General features: G+C 64.7%; 19 protein-coding genes. 18 read left to right on the top strand and 1 reads right to left on the bottom strand.

What is annotated here, in order from left to right:
• Positions 1 to 9: 9 nt before the first annotated feature.
• The 11 genes from ABWW33_RS18250 to ABWW33_RS18300 all read left to right on the top strand — a co-directional run bounded on the left by ABWW33_RS18250 (position 10) and on the right by ABWW33_RS18300 (position 11340).
• Positions 10 to 1044 (top strand): WD40/YVTN/BNR-like repeat-containing protein, encoded by a 1035-nt coding sequence (locus ABWW33_RS18250; protein WP_353403119.1) that lies wholly within the window; start codon positions 10 to 12, stop codon positions 1042 to 1044.
• Between the two features lie 13 nt (positions 1045 to 1057).
• The gene (locus tag ABWW33_RS18255; protein ID WP_353403120.1) at positions 1058 to 1549 is read left to right on the top strand and encodes a VOC family protein; all 492 of its coding nucleotides are present in this window, start codon (positions 1058 to 1060) and stop codon (positions 1547 to 1549) included.
• Positions 1550 to 1579: 30 nt separating this feature from the next.
• A complete protein-coding gene (locus ABWW33_RS18260) occupies positions 1580 to 2185 on the top strand; it encodes an amino acid synthesis family protein (protein WP_353403121.1) in 606 nt (201 codons plus the stop codon).
• A 22-nt stretch (positions 2186 to 2207) separates the two neighbouring features.
• A complete protein-coding gene (locus ABWW33_RS18265) occupies positions 2208 to 3056 on the top strand; it encodes an alpha/beta fold hydrolase (RefSeq protein WP_353403122.1) in 849 nt (282 codons plus the stop codon).
• On the top strand, positions 3053 to 4717 hold the full coding sequence (locus ABWW33_RS18270; protein WP_353403123.1) for a bifunctional 3-(3-hydroxy-phenyl)propionate/3-hydroxycinnamic acid hydroxylase: 1665 nt from the start codon (positions 3053 to 3055) through the stop codon (positions 4715 to 4717). Before ABWW33_RS18265 ends, ABWW33_RS18270 begins: the two co-directional genes overlap by 4 nt.
• On the top strand, positions 4672 to 5007 hold the full coding sequence (locus tag ABWW33_RS18275; RefSeq protein WP_353403124.1) for an NIPSNAP family protein: 336 nt from the start codon (positions 4672 to 4674) through the stop codon (positions 5005 to 5007). Before ABWW33_RS18270 ends, ABWW33_RS18275 begins: the two co-directional genes overlap by 46 nt.
• On the top strand, positions 5004 to 6443 hold the full coding sequence (locus tag ABWW33_RS18280; protein ID WP_353403125.1) for an NAD-dependent succinate-semialdehyde dehydrogenase: 1440 nt from the start codon (positions 5004 to 5006) through the stop codon (positions 6441 to 6443). Before ABWW33_RS18275 ends, ABWW33_RS18280 begins: the two co-directional genes overlap by 4 nt.
• 30 nt (positions 6444 to 6473) lie before the next feature.
• On the top strand, positions 6474 to 7928 hold the full coding sequence (gene gabD / locus ABWW33_RS18285) for an NADP-dependent succinate-semialdehyde dehydrogenase (RefSeq protein ID WP_353403126.1): 1455 nt from the start codon (positions 6474 to 6476) through the stop codon (positions 7926 to 7928).
• A complete protein-coding gene (locus ABWW33_RS18290) occupies positions 7904 to 9223 on the top strand; it encodes an aspartate aminotransferase family protein (protein WP_436145064.1) in 1320 nt (439 codons plus the stop codon). Before gabD ends, ABWW33_RS18290 begins: the two co-directional genes overlap by 25 nt.
• The gene (locus ABWW33_RS18295) at positions 9220 to 10257 is read left to right on the top strand and encodes a phosphotransferase enzyme family protein (RefSeq protein ID WP_353403128.1); all 1038 of its coding nucleotides are present in this window, start codon (positions 9220 to 9222) and stop codon (positions 10255 to 10257) included. The genes ABWW33_RS18290 and ABWW33_RS18295 overlap by 4 nt, the downstream gene beginning before the upstream one ends.
• Before the next feature lie 126 nt (positions 10258 to 10383).
• Positions 10384 to 11340 (top strand): AEC family transporter, encoded by a 957-nt coding sequence (locus tag ABWW33_RS18300; RefSeq protein ID WP_353403129.1) that lies wholly within the window; start codon positions 10384 to 10386, stop codon positions 11338 to 11340.
• Positions 11341 to 11356: 16 nt separating this feature from the next.
• On the opposite strand, the gene ABWW33_RS18305 is transcribed toward ABWW33_RS18300, so the two are convergent.
• On the bottom strand, positions 11357 to 12367 hold the full coding sequence (locus ABWW33_RS18305) for an AraC family transcriptional regulator (RefSeq protein ID WP_353403130.1): 1011 nt from the start codon (positions 12365 to 12367) through the stop codon (positions 11357 to 11359).
• A gap of 215 nt (positions 12368 to 12582) precedes the next feature.
• Here ABWW33_RS18305 and ABWW33_RS18310 point away from each other — a divergent pair, with 215 nt between their 5' ends.
• The 7 genes from ABWW33_RS18310 to ABWW33_RS18340 are packed head-to-tail and all read left to right on the top strand — an operon-like array spanning position 12583 to position 19835.
• Entirely contained in the window at positions 12583 to 14118 is a 1536-nt protein-coding gene (locus ABWW33_RS18310) for a CoA-acylating methylmalonate-semialdehyde dehydrogenase (RefSeq protein ID WP_353403131.1), read from the top strand.
• A 16-nt stretch (positions 14119 to 14134) separates the two neighbouring features.
• On the top strand, positions 14135 to 15295 hold the full coding sequence (locus tag ABWW33_RS18315; protein ID WP_176651574.1) for an acyl-CoA dehydrogenase family protein: 1161 nt from the start codon (positions 14135 to 14137) through the stop codon (positions 15293 to 15295).
• On the top strand, positions 15292 to 16074 hold the full coding sequence (locus tag ABWW33_RS18320) for an enoyl-CoA hydratase (RefSeq protein ID WP_353403132.1): 783 nt from the start codon (positions 15292 to 15294) through the stop codon (positions 16072 to 16074). Before ABWW33_RS18315 ends, ABWW33_RS18320 begins: the two co-directional genes overlap by 4 nt.
• Complete coding sequence (locus tag ABWW33_RS18325) at positions 16074 to 17207, top strand: enoyl-CoA hydratase/isomerase family protein (RefSeq protein ID WP_444551004.1); 1134 nt, start codon at positions 16074 to 16076, stop codon at positions 17205 to 17207. Before ABWW33_RS18320 ends, ABWW33_RS18325 begins: the two co-directional genes overlap by 1 nt.
• A gap of 24 nt (positions 17208 to 17231) precedes the next feature.
• Positions 17232 to 18137: a 3-hydroxyisobutyrate dehydrogenase gene (mmsB, locus tag ABWW33_RS18330; RefSeq protein ID WP_353403134.1), complete on the top strand. Its 906-nt coding sequence runs from the start codon at positions 17232 to 17234 to the stop codon at positions 18135 to 18137.
• On the top strand, positions 18134 to 18883 hold the full coding sequence (locus tag ABWW33_RS18335) for an electron transfer flavoprotein subunit beta/FixA family protein (protein ID WP_353403135.1): 750 nt from the start codon (positions 18134 to 18136) through the stop codon (positions 18881 to 18883). Before mmsB ends, ABWW33_RS18335 begins: the two co-directional genes overlap by 4 nt.
• 10 nt (positions 18884 to 18893) lie before the next feature.
• Entirely contained in the window at positions 18894 to 19835 is a 942-nt protein-coding gene (locus ABWW33_RS18340) for an electron transfer flavoprotein subunit alpha/FixB family protein (RefSeq protein ID WP_353403136.1), read from the top strand.
• Positions 19836 to 19995 lie beyond the last annotated feature (160 nt).

The raw sequence follows: 19995 nt of genomic DNA on the forward strand, positions 1-19995 counted from the left end.
GTATTCAATATGTCGACCATACTTGTCGCCACAGCTGGCCAGGGTATCTTGCGCAGCAACGATGCCGGCGCCACCTGGCATCGTCTCGGCCTGACCGAACCCATTGAATTTGACGGCGTCGTGCGCGCCCTCGCGGTTGATCCCAGCCGTCCCGAGCGGATCTACGCCGGCGCCGATTGCGGTTTTTGCATCAGCGACGACGGCGGCGCGCACTGGCGCCGCGTGGACAGTCCGATCAATGGCATGACCGTCTGGTCGATCGCCGTTGATCCCAATGATCCTGCCGTGGTCTATGCCGGCACGGGCGCGCCTTCGCGTTCGGCCATCTTCAAGTCGGTCGATGCCGGCGAAACCTGGCTGCGCCTGCCGCCCGAGATTCCCGAGTTTTGCTCCGGTGTGAATCGCCCGCGCATGCTGACCATCTGCGTCGACCCGGACGACAGCCGCCAGGTCTGGTTTGGTGTCGAAGAGGGCGGGGCGTGGCGCAGCGCCGATGGCGGCCAGAGCTGGACGCGCGTCGATAGCCCTGGCGGCACGATACGCAATTCGGACATTCACGCGATCACCATCCTGCCCAGGACATTGACTGACAAGAAGACCACCCTGGTCCTGACCGTCAACGCGATCTATCGCAGCACCGACGACGGCCAGACCTGGTCCGGCAAGCTCTCAAGCCAGCAGTTCGACGGTCTGTACTACACGCGCACCGTGATGGCGCCGGCCGGGGCGGACAACTCCCTGGTACTCGCCATGGGCGACGGCACGCCGGGACATGTGAGCCGTTTGTACCGTTCCGACGATGGCGCGCAAACATGGGTGCAATCCGAACTGGCGGAGACGCCCAATTCGACGTTCTGGGCACTCGGGACGCATGCCGCCGATCCCACGTTGCTGTTTGCCGGCACCAAGTACGGCAGGCTGTTCCGATCGAACGACGGTGGCGTGAGCTGGCAGAAGGAATGGCGTGAGTTCAGCGAAATCACCGCCGTCACCTGGACGCCGTTCACGGCGCCGCTGGTCGCGCATGCCCAATCCACTCATTGACGGAGATGCAGACATGAACATATCTCACATTGCACAACCGCCGCCGCTGCCGGTGCCGCGCATCAAGCGCACCCATCTTGCCTTGTTCGTGCGCGACCCGGACGCCTCGTCCCGCTGGTACGCCGAAGTGCTGGGGATGAAGGAAGCCGCCCGCAGCCCGAACTGGGTCTTCATGTCGTTCGGACAGAAGCACCACGACATCGCCCTCCTGAAGGCGAGCAACGACGCCGAGATGGGCACGATCGGCCTGCAGCACTACGGGCTGGAGATCGACGGCGATCTGACCGAGCTGCGCCGCCTGTACGGGATGCTGCTGCTGCGCAAGGTGCCGATTGTCAAGATCACCGATCACAAGATCGGCATCGGCGTCTACTTTACGGACCCGGACGGAAACCGGCTGGAGTTCTTCTGCGAGACCGCCGTGGATGACGAGGAAGGGCGGCGCCTGTTGAAGGACTATAACGCCGCCAGCGATCCGATCGCATTCGAACCGCTGTACGACTGATATTCAACGCTTATTAATGAAGGCAATGCCATGACCAGAACTTCGAATTTCCACAGTTTTCACATCCGCAAATGGTACACCCAGATCGACGACACGCTCGCCAACGAATCCGGCCAACTGGCCGATGGCGAGCCTCTGCGCAAGATCGTCATCGCGGCGGCCATTGCCAACCCGTACGCCGGCCAATACGTGCAGGACCTGTCCGGGTGGATCGAGGCCTCGCCCGAGTTGGGCAAGGAGTTCGGCCGGCGCATCAAGGAAATCGTTGGCGATACACCGGTCGAGAGTTACGGCAAAGCGATCCTGGTGGGCATCGATGGGGAATACGAGCACGGCAACGCGCTGCTGACCAACCCGGCCGCCAATCCGATTCGCGAGGCAATTGGCGGCGGCAAGGCATGGGTGCCATCGAGCGGCAAGCGCGGCGTGCCGGGAACCACCCTGGATATTCCGCTGGCCTACAAGGATGCGCTGTACGTGCGCTCGCACTACGACACGGTGACCGTGCAATTTGCCGACGCGCCGAATCGCGATGAAGTCATCGTCGCCTGGGCGTTCGCCACCCGCGGCCGCCTGCATGCGCGGCTGGGCGGCATCCAGAAGAGCGAAGCCAAAGGCGAAGACGGCCTGGTCTAGAGGGAAAACAATGGACACCATCATGACTACAACCGAAGGATGGGTGCACCATGACAATCTGCGCCTGCGCTACGTGGAATGGGGCCGGCCTGACGCCCCTGTCATCATCATGCTGCACGGCTTGCGCAGCTACGCCCACACGTGGGAGCCGGTGGCGCTGCCGCTGGCCGATCGGTGGCGCGTTATCGCGCTGGACCAGCGCGGAAGAGGGGAGAGCGACTGGGATCCCGGGCACAATTATTTCGCGCAAGCCTATGTGGGGGATATCGAGGCGCTGGTACGCCAACTGGGTCTGGGACGCTTCGTGCTGATTGGCCATTCGATGGGCGGCGCGAATGCATTCATCTACGCGGCGCGCCATCCCGATAACGTGATGGGCATGGTGATCGAGGACATGGGGCCGGGCGCATCCCTGGGATCGGACGGCGCCGCCCGAATCAAACGGGAGTTGCTGGCGACGCCCTCGAGCTTTGCCAGCTGGGACGCCGCCACGGCCTTCTGGCGCCGTCAGCGGCCGAATATATCCGAAGAGGCTGTGCTCTCGCGCGTCAGGTTCTCGCTTCATGAGTCGGCCGACGGCGCCATCGTCTGGAAGCACGATGCGCAAGGCATCGCATCGGCGCGGCTGAACGCGACGGCGGAGCAGCTCGTTGACCTGTGGCCGCACGTGGAAGCGGTGCGCGCGCCGACGCTGGTGCTGCGAGGGGAAAATTCCGATTTCCTGTCCGCGCAAACCGCCCGGGCGATGACGGATCGCAATCCTCTGATCAGCTGCGTCGATATTCCGGGGGCGAGTCACTATGTGCACGATGACAATCTGCCGGCATTCATGTCGGCCCTGCATCCCTTCCTTGATGGACTGAGAACATGAACCATCCTGAACCATCGCGTCACGCGGTTGTCATCGTCGGCGCGGGGCCGAATGGCGTGACCCTGGCGAATCTGCTGGGCGTCTACGGCATCGATACCGTGCTCATCGAACGCAGCAAGGAAATTCTTCCCTACCCGCGCGCGGTCGGCATGGATGACGAAGCGTTGCGTATTTTCCAGGCGGCCGGACTGGCCGACGCGATCGCCGCGGACGTCATTCAGAATGTGCCGATGCGCATGTTCGACGCCAAGGGCACCTGTTTTGCCGATATCCGGCCATCGACCCGTGAGTTCGGCTGGTGGCGCCGCAACATCTTCATGCAGCAAATGGCGGAACGTACGCTGCGACACGGCCTGGAACGCTACCCGCAGGTGCAGCTGCGGCTGGGCGAAGAGGTGGTTGAAGTGGACCAGGACGCCGGCGGGGTAAGGTTGAAGATCCGTCGCGAGGATGGCGTCGAGTACACGATGCAGGCCGATTATTGCGTCGCGGCGGATGGCGGACGCAGCACCATGCGGGAGAAGCTCGGTGTCGCCCTGGTCGGCAAAACCCTGCCGCGGAAATGGGTGGTCATGGACGTCAGGAACGCGCCGGTCGACGCGCCGTACACGGCGCTCAATTGCGACCCGAGACGTCCGAACGTGTGCATTTACCTGCCCTACAATTTCCGGCGCTGGGAGTTCATGCTCTTTCCCGGCGAGAATCCCGACGTGATGATTCAGCCGGCCACGCTGCGGCGCCTGATCGCGCCGTACGTGCGCGATCCGGACGCCGTCGAGATCGTCAATGCGCGCACTTATCTCCACCATTCGCGCGTCGCGGAACGGCTCGTGATCGGCCGCGTCGCGCTGATCGGCGATGCCGCGCATTTGAGCCAGCCCTGGATCGGGCAGGGCATGAACGCCGGCTTGCGCGACGCCGGCAACCTGGCCTGGAAACTGGCCGGCATCGTGCGCGGCACGCTGCGCCCGGACGTGCTGCAGACCTACGACAGCGAACGCCATGACCACGCGAAAGCCATGGTCGATCTGGCCGACACCTTCGGCGCCCTGCTGATGCCGACCAACCGCCTCAAGGCGTGGGTCCGCGATCTGTTCTTCAGCTCGATGCGCTTCTTTCCCGGCATAAGGAACTATGTGCTGCAGATGCGCTTCAAGCCGATGCCCATCTATCGGAAGGGCGTGGTGGTGCCTTCGGACGGGTACCCGATGGTAGGGCGCATGTTCATACAACCCGACGTGGAGGATGCCGCCGGCCGCCGGCGCAAGCTCGATGACGCGCTTGGCCCCTGGTTTGCTGTCATCGGCTGGCAGGTCGATCCTCAAGCAGCGTTGAGCCCGGCCGACCGGGAGTTCTGGCACACGCTGGGCGCCAGCTTCATCCACGTGGCGCGTTCGCGCAGCGGGCAATCGCGCGAAAGCCGGGTGGACTCCACCCACGGCAGCGCCTGCGTCGAGGACGTCGACAACCATCTCGCCAACTGGTTCGAGGCGAACCCGGGTGCGATTGTCGTGTTGCGTCCGGACCGGTATATCGCGGCGCACACGAGTCAGGACGGCATGGCGTCCGTTACGCAGGAATTCCGTCGCTTCGCGGCCCCAACCAAGGATACATCATGTACATCGAACAACGCGTCTATTCCCTCGTCCCTGGCGGCGTAGCCGAATATCTGCGGCTCTACGAAGAGTGCGGCCGCGCGATCCAGGAAGGTCACCTCGGACCGGCGATCGGCTGTTTCACCCGTGAGTTCGGCGATCTCAATCAACTGGTCTATCTGTGGCCGTTCGATACGCTGGACGAGCGCTCGCGCCGCCGGGCCGGCCTGCTGGCCGACGCCGGCTTCAAGGAGTTCCGCGGGAAAGTGCGCCATCTTTTGCTCAAGCAGGAAAACCAGCTGCTCAGGCATGCGCTCACGCCGACGCAGCTTGGCACCGCCGGGAGGATGGCATGAGCGAACGTTACGACAAGTTGAGCCTTTACATCGACGGCGCCTTCATCGGCGACGACGGCCGGCGCACGCAGCCGGTGTTCGACCCGGCCAGCGGCGAAGTCCTCGGTACCCTGCCACACGCCACGCAGGCCGATCTCGACTGCGCGCTCGCGTCCGCGGAGCGCGCGTTCGCCGGCTGGCGTCTGGAGTCGCCGTTGCGGCGTTCCGAGATCTTGCGGCGCGTCGCCGCGCTGACCCGCGAAAGGGCCGATCAGATCGGACGCCAGATCACGCTCGACCAGGGGAAACCGCTGGCGCAAGCGATCGGCGAGGTGGCCGCCAGCGCCGAGGTGGCGGAATGGCACGCGGAAGAGGGGCGCCGCATCTACGGGCGGGTGGTGCCTGCACGCACACCGAACGTCCGGCAGATGGTGCTGCGCGAGCCGATCGGCGTGTGCGCCGCGTTTTCGCCATGGAATTTCCCCTTCAATCAGGCGATGAAAAAGGTGGCCGCCGCCCTGGCGAGCGGCTGCACCATCATTCTGAAGGGGCCGGAAGAGTCGCCCAGCGCGGTCATGGCGCTGGCGCAATTGTTCCACGATGCGGGGCTGCCGGCCGGTTGCCTGAACATCATCTGGGGCGTACCGCATGAAGTGTCGCGCTATCTGATCGAGTCGCCCATCGTTCGCAAGATTTCATTTACCGGCTCGGTGCCGGTAGGTAAGCAGTTGGCCGCGCTGGCCGGCCTGAACATGAAGCGCATGACCATGGAGCTCGGCGGCCATGCGCCCGTGATCGTCTGCCAGGACGCCGACGTGGACCGGGCGGCCGATCTGCTGGTACCGTACAAGTTTCGCAACGCGGGACAAGTCTGCGTCTCGCCGACACGTTTCTTCGTTCACCGCTCGGTCTACGAGCGCTTCGTTGCGCGCTTTCTCGAGCGTACCGGCGAGATCCGGGTCGGTCCCGGCATCGACCCTGCCACCACCATGGGCCCGCTGGCCCACGAACGGCGCGTGACGGAGATGCAGGCCTTCGTCGACGATGCGCGCGCGCGCGGCGCGGAAATCGCCTGCGGGGGAGGGCGTATCGGCGAACGCGGCAACTACTTCGCACCCACGGTGGTGCTCGAGCCGGATGCCGGCAGCCGCCTGATGACCGACGAGCCGTTCGGGCCGATCGCGGGCATCGTGCGCTTTGACGAGCTGGAGCAGGCGATCGCGCAGGCCAACAGCCTGCCGTTCGGCCTGTCTTCCTACGCCTTCACGGAGTCTTCGCGCAGTGCCCACCTGCTTGCCACCGGCTTGCAAGCGGGCATGGTCAACATCAATCATTTCGGCGCGGGACCGTCGGAACTGCCGTTCGGCGGCATCAAGGACAGCGGCTACGGCAGCGAAGGCGGCAGCGAGTCGTTTGACGGTTATCTGGTGACAAAACTTGTGACGCAGATGAACTGACACCTATGAATTTCTATTTGGAGTGACGCGATGATGCGCTTGAACGACCCTTCGCTGTTTCGGCAGCAAGCTTTTGTAAACGGACAGTGGCGCGATGCGGACAATGGTGAAACCATTGCGGTCGCCAATCCGGCCAATCGGGAAATCCTTGGGACGGTGCCGAACATGGGTGCGGCCGAAACCGGGCGCGCCATTGCGGCCGCCGAAGGCGCCTGGTCCGCCTGGCGCGCCAAACCGGCGAAGGAACGCAGCGCCATTTTGCGCAAGTGGAATGATCTGATGCTGGAAAACGCGGACGACCTGGCCATGATCATGACGCTCGAGCAAGGCAAGCCGCTGACCGAATCCAAGGGCGAAATCGCTTACGCCGCCTCATTTCTCGAATGGTTTGCCGAGGAGGCCAAGCGCGTCGATGGCGACACCCTGCAATCGCCGTGGCCCGATCGCCGCATCGTGGTGATCAAACAGCCGATCGGCGTGTGCGCGGCGATCACGCCGTGGAATTTTCCGGCGGCGATGATTACCCGCAAGGCCGGCCCGGCCTTGGCGGCGGGCTGTCCGATGGTGTTAAAGCCTGCGACGGCCACGCCGTACTCGGCGCTGGCGCTGGCCGTGCTGGCCGAGCGCGCGGGCGTTCCGGCGGGCATATTCAGCGTGTTGACCGGATCGTCGCGCGCGATCGGTGGCGAGATGACGGCCAATCCCACCGTGCGAAAATTGACGTTCACCGGCTCCACCGAAGTGGGGCGCGAGCTGATGAAACAGTGTGCTCCGACCATCAAGAAGCTCTCGCTGGAATTGGGCGGCAACGCGCCGTTCATCGTGTTCGACGACGCCGACCTGGACGCCGCTGTTGAGGGCGCAATGATTTCCAAGTACCGTAACGCGGGCCAGACCTGCGTGTGCGCAAACCGGTTGTACGTGCAAGACGGCGTGTATGAGGCGTTCGCGGAGAAATTGGTGGCCGCCGTCAAAAAAATCAAAGTCGGCAACGGTGTCGCCCAAGGCACCACCCAGGGACCGCTGATCGACGATGCCGCCGTGCAGAAAGTGGAGCAGCATATCGCCGATGCCGTTGCCAAAGGCGGCCGGGTGCTGGCCGGCGGTCATCGCCATCCGCTCGGCCATGGTTTCTTCGAGCCGACGGTGATCGCCGATGTCAGCGCGGAGATGCTGGTCGCGCGCGAAGAGACCTTCGGGCCGCTGGCGCCCTTGTTCCGTTTCAAGACCGACGATGAAGTGCTGGCGCTGGCCAACGATACCGAGTTTGGTCTGGCGAGCTATTTCTATTCGCGCGATATCGGCCGTATCTGGCGGGTCGCGGAAGGCCTCGAGAGCGGAATGGTCGGCATTAACACCGGCCTGATCTCCAATGAGATCGCGCCATTCGGCGGCGTCAAGCAGTCCGGCCTGGGCAGGGAAGGCTCAAAGTATGGCATGGATGATTACCTGGTCACAAAATACTTGTGCATGGGAGGACTTTGACTGTGGGCGCCGATGGATTGCTTCAACGGCGGAATCGCGTGTTCGGCGCCGCAGCCCCATTGTTCTACGAACACCCGCTGCAATTGGTCCGCGGCGAGGGCGTCTGGCTCTATGACAACGACGGCAGGCGCTACCTGGACGTCTATAACAACGTTCCGACGGTGGGGCATTGCCATCCGCATGTGGTCGATGCGATTGCGCGGCAGGCCGCCGCGCTGAATGTCCACTCGCGCTACCTGCACGAGGGCAGTGTCGCCTATGCGGAGCGGCTGCTGTCGAAGTTCGATGCCTCGTTGTCGATGGTGATGTTCACCTGCACAGGCAGCGAGGCCAACGAAGTCGCGTTGAGGATCGCGCGCAGCCACACGGGCCGCAACGGCATCATTTGCTCGAACCTGACCTACCATGGCAACACTGCGGCGCTGGATGAAATGGCGACGCTGTTTCACGGAGGGGAGTCGACCAGTCCGTATGTGCGCGCCGTGCGTTTCCCCGATGCCTACCGGCCGCACTACGAGCTGGATGGCGAGGCGCTGGCGGATGCCTATGCAGCGGAAGTCAGCGCTGCGATCGACGCGTTCGAGATGAATGGAATCGGTTTCGCCGGCATGCTCGTTTGCCCTATCTTTGCCAACGAGGGCTTGCCCTGCGTGCCTGAAACTTACCTGGAGAAGGTCGCAAAAATCGTGCGCGAGGCCGGCGGCCTGCTCATTTTCGACGAAGTGCAGTCCGGCTTCGGCCGCACCGGCAGCATGTGGGGACACGAGGCGGTGGGCATCGTTCCCGACCTGGTCACCCTGGGCAAACCGATGGGTAACGGCCATCCGCTTGCCGGCGTGGTCGGACGGGCCGACCTGATCAATGGATTTCGCGAACGGGTCATGTATTTCAATACCTTCGGGGGAAATCAGGTCGCTTGCGCGGCAGGCATGGCCGTCCTGGATGTCATCGAAGGCGAAGGCCTGGTCGACAACGCCGCCGACGTCGGTGCTTATGTCATGCGCGGCTTGCGCGAACTCCAGGAAAAACACCTCCTCATCGGCGACGTTCGGGGCCGGGGCTTGTTCTTCGGCGTCGAACTGGTGACATCGCGCGACACGAAGATTCCGGCGACCTGGCAGTCGCGCCGGTTGGTCAATCTGATGAAGGAGCGCGGGGTATTGATCAGCAGGATAGGCCCCCACGACAACGTGTTGAAGCTGCGGCCGCCGCTGTGTTTCTCGCGCGAGAACGCCGACCTGATGCTGCGGACGCTCGATGCCTGCCTTGGCATGGTCGGGGGAGAGCGGGGATGAGAACCTGGAACGATATGCAGGTGGACGAACATCTCTGCGCTCTCCATGAATTGGCGCTGGAGGCGCTGCCGTTCTGGGGCCTCGGTGACGCGGCGCTGACGTTGATCAAGTACCGCGAGAATGCGGTGTACCAGGTTCGCGACGACAGCGGGCGCCGGTATGCCCTGCGCATACACCGCGCCGGTTACCATAGCGATGCCGGCCTGCAATCGGAGTTGGCTTGGATGACGTCGCTGCAGCAAGCCGGCATCGACGTCCCGCGCCTGATTCCCACCTCAGGCAAGGCCTCGTTCATCAAGCTCGCCCATCCAACCCTGCCGCTGGATTTTCAGATCGATTTATTCGAATGGGTAAACGGCACGCGGCTGGGATCATCCGAGCAGGGTCTTGACGCCGACGCGGACACGATCAAGAGCACCTATTTCACTGTTGGAGAGCTTGCGGCCCGCCTGCACAACCACGCCTCGGCGTGGGTGCGCCCCAAAGGATTCGAGCGGCACTCCTGGGATGCCGAAGGCTTGCTCGGCGACGCCCCTTTCTGGGGATGCTTCTGGCAATTGCAGTTGCTGAGCCCGGCGCAGCGCGACCTGATGGTGCGCGCCCGCGCCAAATCCGCCCACGAGTTGCGCAAGTTTGAAAAATCGCCCGCCAGCGCAGGGACCTATGGCCTGATCCATGCCGACCTGGTTCCAGAGAACTTGCTTGCCGATGGCGAACATGTCCGCTTGATCGACTTCGATGACTGTGGCTTTGGCTGGCATTTGTTCGAACTGGCATCCGCGCTGTATTTTATCCAGGACGATCGTCATTTCGATACCGCACGCACCGCGCTGATCGCCGGCTACCGGCAACACCGCGCGCTGACGGATGCAACGCTGGCCTATCTGCCGCTGTTCATGCTGTTGCGTAGTTTTACCTATCTTGGATGGATGCACACGCGATCGGAATCGCAGACCGCGCCTCAACTTGCGTCCCACCTGATCGGATTGGCCTGTCGCCTGGCACAACAATTCGTGGGGGAGAGCGAGGGCTGAGATCTCGAAGCGGAGAAGAGGAGGTGAGGGTTTGCGTCGACGCGGCCGCTTCGAGTAGAATCTGTTGCGCCCAAAGGACAATATGAAAAAACTGCTCACCTCTTGCGTCATCGTCGAGCGCGCCTGATGCTTGACGTTCTTGCCATCGTCGGGCCGATCTATCTGGCGATCCTGGCCGGCTATCTGGCTACCCGCGCCGGTCTGTTTGCCCGCGCGGACATGCAGGTGTTCGGCAAGTTCGTTCTTAACCTGGCGCTGCCGGCGCTGATCTTCAATGCGCTGGCACAGCGCCGCATCGGCGAGATTCTCCATCCCGCCTACCTGCTGTCCTACCTTTTCGGCTCGCTGCTGATGCTGCTGCTGGCCTATGCGGCCGGCCATCGGCTCGCCGGCTTGAGCCGCATGCGCAGCACCTTCCTGGCGATGGGCGTGTCCTGCTCCAATAGCAGCTTTATCGGCTTTCCGATCCTGCTGCTGATGGTGGCGCCGGTGGCCGGCGTGGCGCTGGGCCTGAATGTGATAGTCGAAAATCTCGTCATGCTGCCGCTGGTGCTGGCGCTGGCGGAAAACGCGCGCGCCGGCGGCGGCCGGCCGTGGCACCAGGCGCTGCGGCAGTCGGCGCAGCGTTTGATCCGCAATCCCCTGGTGCTGGCGGTCTGCGGCGGCCTGTTGATCAGCCTGGCCGAAGTCCGGCTGCCGCAGCCGGTGGTGCGCGGCGTGAATCTGTTCGCGCAGGCCAGCGGCGGCGTGTCGCTGTTTGCCATCGGCGGCACGCTGTTTGGTTTGCCCCTGGGCAGCGGCTGGCAGCGCGTGATTCCGCTGGTGGCGGCAAAACTGATCGGCCATCCGCTGGCGGTGCTGCTGATCGCGTCGCTGCTGCCGCTGCTGGGCGTGGCCCCGATGGCGCCGGACCTGCGCGCCGCCGCGCTGCTGATGGCGGCCATGCCCATGATGAGCATCTACCCCATCGTGGCCCAGGCTTACGGCGAGGCCGACCGCAGCACCACCGCTTTGCTGATTTGTATGGTGACCTCGTTCTTCACGCTCAGCGCCTGGATGTGGATAGTGCGCGCTGCGGAATAGTCAATTGCGTTGGCCGCTATCGCGGCAGGGCGCGCTGGCGGTACTCGCCCGGGTTAACCCCGGTCCACTTCTTGAATGCGCGGTGAAAGCCGCTAGCCTCGGCGAAGCCCAGTTCCGATGCGATCTCGGCCACGCTCCTGGTCGAATGGCAGAGGAAGTCGATGGCCATGTCGCGCCTCAACTGGTCTTTGATCAATTGGAATGTCTGCCCTTCGTCTTCCAGGCGCCGCCTCAGCGTCGATGGGGCCATGTGCAGGGCGACGGCGAGCGCGTCGAATTCCGGCCATTCGGTACGCGAGGCGGTGCGCAGGCGCCGCCGGATCTGCGCCGCCATGCCGCCGCTGTTCTTGTACTTGAGTACGATGTTGGCCGGCGCGCCGCGCAAAAACGTCTTCGCGCTGCGCCTGTCCTGGATCATGGGCAAGGCCAGGTAATCCTTGTCGAAGGAAAGCGCCGTGGCATTCTGATCGAAAAGCAGGTTTTCCGAATACATCTGCCTGTATTCCGCGCTGCGCGACGGTTCCGGATAACTGAACGAGGCTGCCAGCACGGGGATACGGCGGCCCACCAGCCAACAGGCTAGCCCGTGCTGCATCATCAGCAGCGTCTCGAAGCCAAATATGCGCGGCGCGTGTGCGGAGCCCGTCTGCCGGATGGCCAGCCGCGCCACGCGCGCGTCGACTTCCAGCGCGCACTCAAAATCGTCCAGCATCAGATTGAAGCAGCGGACCATGCGCCGCAGGGCGCTGTGCAGGGTGTCGCAGCTGATCAGCGTGTAGGTCAGCATGGCAAAGCTGCCTACTTTCATGCGCCGCGCATCCTGCCCGAACAGCTCGTCGTCGAGCGCGGCCGCCACGCCCAGCCACAATGCGCTGAAGCCTTGCGGCGTCACCCTTCCGTGTGGCGAGTCCAGCAGTGCCGGCGATATGCCCGCGCCGACCAGCAATGGCGTCGTGTCCATGCCGAGTGCGCGCAAACGCTCCAGTGCCGACTGCACGAAGTAAATCGATACGCTACCTTTTTCCATGAGCGCAAGCTTACCATCCCCAAGGACGGGGGAGGATGGCAATTCCCGTCAATTATTCTGGCGCGCGCGGCCATAGCGGCGGCGCCGGGGCCGGATGCCCATGTGGCTTGCGATGTGGCTTGATTTCTCACGATTATTGAAGGATACGGGCATCGCCTGCCCGGTCCGGCGCGATTATTCTGTGTTGATCCAATCAACCGATCTGAAGGAATAACATGAGCTCAGTTCCCCGCGCATCCACCGCCAGCCGCCCGGATATTTCGACGGTCAAGCTTCTTATCAACGGTCGATTCGTCGAGTCCGAATCGGACCAGTGGCAGGATGTGATCAATCCGGCGACCCAGCAGGTCCTCGCGCGGGTGCCCCACGCCACGTCCGCGGAAATCGATGCCGCGGTGGCGTCCGCCAAGGCGGCCTTCGTCTCGTGGCGCAAGACCCCGATCGGGGCGCGGGCCCGCATCTTCCTCAAGTATCAGCAGCTGATCCGCGAGAACATGAAGGAACTGGCCGCCTTGCTCACCGCCGAACAGGGCAAGACGCTGGCCGACGCCGAAGGCGATATTTTCCGCGGCCTGGAAGTGGTCGAGCACGCCGCCAATATCGGCAGCCTGCAAATGGGCGAGATCGCCAACAACGTGGCCTCGGGCGTCGACACCTATACGCTGATGCAGCCGATAGGCGTCTGCGCGGGCATCACGCCGTTCAATTTCCCGGCGATGATACCGCTGTGGATGTTCCCCATGGCTATCGCATGCGGCAATACCTTCGTGCTCAAGCCGTCCGAGCAGGACCCGATGGTGACCATGCGGCTGGCCGCGCTCGCGCTCGAAGCCGGCGTGCCGCCCGGCGTGCTCAATGTCATCCATGGCGGCGAGCATGCCGTCAATGCGATCTGCGACCACCCGGACATCAAGGCCGTGTCCTTCGTCGGTTCCACCAAGGTGGGCACCCATGTGTATCACCGGGCTACGCAGGCCGGCAAGCGGGTCCAGTGCATGATGGGGGCGAAGAACCATGCCATCGTGTTGCCCGACGCGAACAAGTCGCAGACGCTGAACAATCTGCTCGGCGCGGCCTTCGGCGCGGCCGGCCAGCGCTGCATGGCGCTTCCGGTGACGGTGCTGGTGGGCGAGGCGAACAGCTGGATTCCCGAGCTGGTCGAGAAGGCGCGGGCCCTGGCGATCAATGGCGGCGCCGAGGCCGGTACCGATGTCGGCCCGCTGATCTCGTGCGCGGCCAAGGAGCGGGTTGAAAGCCTGATCGCCAGCGGCATCGAGGGCGGCGCCAAACTGGAGCTCGACGGCCGCCGGCCGGTGGTGCCCGGCTACGAGGGCGGCAATTTTGTGGGGCCGACCATTTTTTCCGGCGTCAAGCCGGGCATGCGCATCTACGACCAGGAAATTTTCGGCCCGGTCCTGTGCCTGGTCAGCGCGGCCAGCCTGGACGAAGCCATCGCCTTCGTCAACGCCAATCCGAACGGCAACGGCACCGCGATCTTCACCCAGTCGGGTGCGGCGGCGCGCAAGTTCCAGGAAGAGGTGGCGGCGGGCCAGGTCGGCATCAACGTGCCGATTCCCGTTCCCGTCCCCTTGTTCTCGTTCACGGGCTCGGGCGCGTCCAAGCTGGGCGACCTCGGTCCCTATGGCAAGCAGGTCATCCTGTTCTATACCCAGACCAAGACCATCACGGCGCGCTGGTTCGACGACGACAGCGTCGCCGGCGCGGTCAACACCACGATCTCGCTGAAATAAGCATAGCGGACCCATCATGGACTTTGAACTTTCTGAAGACCAGCTCGCCTTTCAGCACAGCGCGCGCGCGTTTGCGGCGGGCGAGATGGCGCCGCACGCGGCCGATTGGGACAGCGAGTGCTTTTTCCCCGTCGAGATGATCCGCAGCGCCGGCCGCCTCGGTTTCTGCGGCATGTACACGCCGGAAGACGGCGGCGGCATGGGCATGTCGCGGCTCGACGCGGCGATCGTGTTTGAAGAACTGGCGGCCGCCTGCCCGTCGACCACGGCCTACATCACGATCCACAATATGGTTGGCTGGATGCTCGCCAACTGGGCCACGCCCGCCGTCAGGGACCGCTGGTCGCACCTGCTGGCGCGCGGGGAGAAGCTGGGTTCCTACTGCCTGACCGAGGCGGGCGCCGGCTCGGATGCGGGGGCGCTGACCACCAGCGCCGTGCTGGACGGCGACCACTATTGCCTCACCGGCAGCAAGGCGTTCATTTCCGGCGCCGGCGCCACCGACCTGCTGATCGTCATGGCGCGCACCGGCGAGGCCGGCCCGCGCGGCATCAGCGCCTTTGCCGTGCCGGCCGATACGCCGGGCATCGGCTTCGGGCGCAAGGAGGTCAAGATGGGCTGGAACAGCCAGCCGACGCGGGTGGTCAGCTTCGACCAGGTGCGGATCCCGCGCGACCACTTGCTGGGCAAGGAGGGCGAGGGCTTTCGCATCGCCATGCGCGGGCTCGATGGCGGGCGCATCAACATCGCCACCTGCTCGGTCGGCGCCGCGCAGGCGGCGCTGGACGCGGCGCGCCGCTACATGGGGGAGCGGCGCCAGTTCGGGTCCGCCCTGTCCGGCTTTCAGCACCTGCAGTTCGAGCTGGCCGACATGCAGACCGAACTGGTGGGCGCGCGCCAGATGATACGCCTGGCGGCATCGAAACTCGACGCCGCCGCGCCGAACGCCTCCGTCTACTGCGCCATGGCCAAACGGCTGGCGACCGATGTCGGCTTCAAGGTGTGCAACCAGGCCTTGCAGATCCACGGCGGCAACGGCTACATCCGCGAGTACCCGCTCGAGCGCTACCTGCGCGACACGCGGGTGCACCAGATACTGGAAGGCACCAACGAAATCATGCGCGTGATCGTGGCGCGCCATTTGCTCGAGCAATCGGGCGCAGAGGAGATCCGATGACACACTATACCAATCTTGAGCTGGACATCGTCGGCCATTGCGCCGTCGTCACGCTGGCCAATCCGCCGGCCAACACCTGGACCGGCGACAGCCTCGCAGCGTTGACCGCGCTGGTGACCGACCTCAACGCCAATTCCGACATTTACAGCCTGGTCCTGGTCGGGCAGGGCGACAAATTCTTTTCCGCCGGCGCGGACCTGAAGCTGTTCAGCGACGGCGACAAGGCCGTGGCGCGCGACATGGCGCGCCGCTTCGGCGAGGCCTTCGAAGCCTTGTCGCGCTTCCGTGGGGTATCGATCGCCGCCATCAATGGCTACGCGATGGGTGGCGGGCTGGAATGCGCGCTGGCCTGCGACCTGCGGATCGCCGAGTCGCAGGCCCAGATGGCGCTGCCCGAGGCCGCGGTGGGCTTGCTGCCTTGCGCCGGCGGCACCCAGAACCTGGCCTGGCTGGTGGGGGAGGGATGGGCCAAGCGCATGATACTGTGCGGCGAGCGCGTCGATGCGGAAACGGCGTTGCGCATCGGCCTGGTCGAACAGGTGGTGGCCAAGGGCCAGGCCAGGGACGCGGCGCTGGAACTGGCGCGCAAGATTGAGAAGCAGAGTCCGTCAAGCGTCGCTTCCTGCAAGCGGCTGATACAAGGCGCGCGCCACCAGGCCCCCGCGCACGTGCTGCCGCTGGAACGCGAGCTGTTCGTCGACCTGTTCGATACCGAGGACCAGAAGGAGGGCGTCAACGCCTTCCTCGGCAAGCGCGCCGCCGTATGGAAGAACCGCTGATGGACGCGCTGGTACTGTGCGAGACCCTGCCGACGGCCAACGGCAGCCTGATCGGCGTGCTGACCTTGAACGCCGAGCCGACGCTCAACGCGCTGACGCTGGAAATGATCGACATGCTGTCGGCCAGCTTGCGCCTGTGGGCCGACGACCCGCGCGTGGTCATGGTGATGCTGCAGGGCGCCGGCGAGAAGGCCTTCTGCGCCGGCGGGGACCTGCAGAACCTGTACCGCTCGATGCTCGAGCACCACGCGGGCGGGGGGCGGGAAGAGCTGCTCGCCAACACCTACGCGGCCGATTTCTTTGCCCGCGAGTACAGACTCGACTACCTGATCCACACCTATCCGAAGCCGGTATTGTGCTGGGGCCATGGCATCGTCATGGGCGGCGGCATGGGCTTGATGGCGGGCGCCAGCCACCGCGTGGTCACGGAGCGCACGCGCATGGCGATGCCTGAGGTGGGCATAGGCTTGTTTCCCGACGTGGGCGGGTCCTGGTTCCTGAGCCGCATGCCGGGACGGCTCGGCGTCTTCCTGGCCCTGACGGGGGCCTCCATCAACGCTGCCGACGCCAAATTTGTCAAGCTGGCCGACCGGGTGCTGGCGCACGCGGACAAGGAGACGGTGGTTGAGGCCCTGCTGGCGCAACCCTGGACCAGCCGCCGCCAGGACAACGATGCGCTGCTCGGCGCCGTGCTGCGCGCCGCCGAAGCGCCCCATGCGCCAGGGCCATTGCGGGAACGGCTCGATGTGATCGATCGCCTGTGCGCGCGTGAGCAATTGCAGGATGTGCTGGACGCGCTGGCGGACGTGGGCAGTCAGGATGCCTGGCTGGACAAGGCGGCAGCGGCGGCAGGCCGGGCCGCGCCAACGTCGCTGGCGCTGGCATGGCAGTTGCTGCGCAAGGCGCCGCAGCTTGCGCTCGCCGAGGTCTTCCGCATGGAATATGGGGTGGCGCTGCAGTGCGCGGCCGGACACGACTTTGCCGAAGGCATCCGGGCGCTGCTGATTGACAAGGACCAGTCGCCGCAATGGCAGCGCGCGCCGGGCGAGGGGGATTTGCTGGCCAGTCCCTGGACGCCGTCACAACATCCGCTGTCGGACCTGGGCATCGCCCGGGCCGATCAAGTTCAATAAATTTAATAAAATTCAGGAGAAAACATGAGCCACATTGCGTTTATTGGCCTGGGAAACATGGGGGGGCCGATGGCCCTGAACCTGCTCAAGGCCGGCCACGTGCTGAGCGTGTTCGATTTGTCGTCCTCCGCCTTGACGGTGTTGGCCGAAGCCGGCGCCGGCGTCGCGTCGTCGGCCAGGGACGCGGTGGCCGATGCGGCCATCGTGGTGTCGATGTTGCCTGCCAGCCGGCATGTGGAACAGCTCTACCTTGGCGAGGATGGCATCATCCAGGGCATGCGGCCGGGCGCGCTGATCTTGGAATGCAGCACCATCGCCGCAGCTTCCGCCAGGAAGGTTGCGCTGGCGGCTGCCGCGGCCGATATCCGCATGCTGGACGCGCCGGTATCGGGCGGCACCGGCGGCGCGATCGCGGGCACGCTGACCTTCATGGTCGGCGGTCCGTCCCAGGTACTGGACAGCGCCATGCCGGTGCTGCTGGCGATGGGCAAGAACGTCTTCCACGCGGGCGAGCACGGCGCGGGACAGCTGGCGAAGATCTGCAACAACATGCTGCTCGGCATACTGATGGCCGGCACATCGGAAGCGCTGGCGTTGGGCATGGCCAATGGCCTTGATCCAAAGGTGTTGTCCGACATTATGAGCAAGAGTTCAGGGCGCAACTGGACGCTGGAGTTGTACAACCCGGTGCCGGGGGTGATGGACAATGTGCCGGCCTCGCGCGGCTATCGCGGCGGCTTCGGCGTGGACTTGATGCTCAAGGATCTCGGACTGGCGGCCGAGGCGGCGGCCGGCAGCGCCAGCCCGATCCCGCTCGGCGACGTGGCGCGCGCGCTGTACGCCGAACACAGCCAGTCTGGCTCCGGCCAGCTCGACTTCTCCAGCATTATCGAACGCTTCCGCGCCGTGGGCGCCGGGGAGCCGCGATGAAAGTCATGGTGGCCGTAAAGCGCGTGATCGACTTCAACGTCAAGATCCGCGTGAAGTCCGACGGTAGCGGCGTCGAGCTCGCCAGCGTCAAGATGTCGATGAATCCGTTCGACGAAATCGCGCTGGAAGAGGCGGTACGCTTGAAGGAAGCCGGCAAGGCCAGCGAGGTGGTCGCCGTCTCGTGCGGCGCGGCGCCGTGCCAGGAAACGCTGCGCGGCGCGTTGGCGATCGGCGCCGACCGCGCCATCCTGGTCGAGACGGAGGCGGCGCTCGAACCGCTCGCCGTGGCCAAGCTGCTCAAGGCGCTGGCCGACAAGGAGCGGCCGCAACTCATCATTCTTGGCAAGCAGGCGATCGATGACGATTGCAACCAGACCGGCCAGATGCTGGCCGCGCTGCTGGGCTGGCCGCAGGCGACGTTCGCCTCGACAGTGGTGCCGGAAGACGGCAAGGTCATCGTCATCCGCGAGGTGGACGGCGGCCTGGAAACGCTGGCGTTGACCTTGCCGGCCATCGTCACCACCGATTTGCGCCTGAACGAGCCGCGCTACGTGACCTTGCCGAACATTATGAAGGCGAAGAAAAAGCCGCTGGACGTGACAACGCCGGAAGAGCTGGGCGTCGACGTGAGCCCGCGCCTGACTACGCTGAAAGTCATCGAGCCGGCCAAACGCAAGGCCGGCGTCAAGGTGCCGGACGTCGCCACCCTGGTGTCGAAACTGCGCGCCGAAGCCAAAGTCATCTAAAGGAAAAATCATGGTCGCCACGGTCGCACTTGTCATAGCCGAACACGACAACGCCAGCCTGAAAGGCAGCACCCTCCACACCGTCACCGCCGCCATCGCGTGCGGCGGGGATGTGCACGTACTGGTCGCCGGCTCGAACGCCGGCGCCGCAGCCGAAGCAGCCGCGCATATCGCCGGCGTATCCAAGGTCATCGTCGCCGACGCCGCGCACTTTGCCGACGGTCTGGCCGAGAACATCGCCGAGCAGGTGCTGGCGCTGGCCGCCGGCTACAGCCACATCCTGGCCCCGGCCACCGCCTACGGCAAGAACATCCTGCCGCGCGTCGCCGCCAGGCTGGACGTGGCGCAGATTTCCGAAATCACCAAGGTCGACTCGCCGGACACCTTCGAGCGTCCCATCTACGCCGGCAACGCGATCGCCTATGTGCAATCGTCGGACAAGATCAAGGTCATCACCGTGCGTTCGACCGGCTTCGACGCCGCTGCCGCCACCGGCGGCTCGGCTGCGACCGAAACCGTCGGCGCCGTCGCCGATTCGGGCAAGTCCGCCTTCGTCGGCCGCGAGCTGGCCACGTCGGACCGTCCCGAGCTGACGGCCGCCAAGGTCATCGTCTCCGGCGGCCGCGGCATGGGCTCGGGCGAAGCGTTCAAGATCCTGGAACCGCTGGCGGACAAGCTGAACGCCGCCATGGGCGCCTCGCGCGCCGCCGTCGACGCCGGCTACGTGCCGAACGACTGGCAGGTGGGCCAGACCGGCAAGATCGTCGCGCCGACGCTGTACATCGCCGTCGGCATCTCCGGCGCGATCCAGCACCTGGCCGGCATGAAGGATTCGAAAGTCATCGTGGCCATCAACAAGGATCCGGAAGCACCGATCTTCTCGGTGGCCGACTACAGCATCGTCGGCGATCTGTTCGACATCGTGCCTCAGCTGGTCGCCGAACTGGGCTGAGCGGCGGAAGACCCCTGGCGCCAACGCCGGCATAGCCCGGGCAGCGGCGCGTTTCACCTCCCAAAGTGTTGACAATGATTTCAATCTCTACTAAGCTTCAATTAATCAACCGTCTGGTCGGTCGAATTATTGTGGCGGACACGGATGCATACAGGAGACG

The sequence above is a fragment of the Duganella hordei genome (assembly GCF_040369125.1).
Classification (GTDB): Bacteria; Pseudomonadota; Gammaproteobacteria; order Burkholderiales; family Burkholderiaceae_D; genus Rugamonas; species Rugamonas hordei.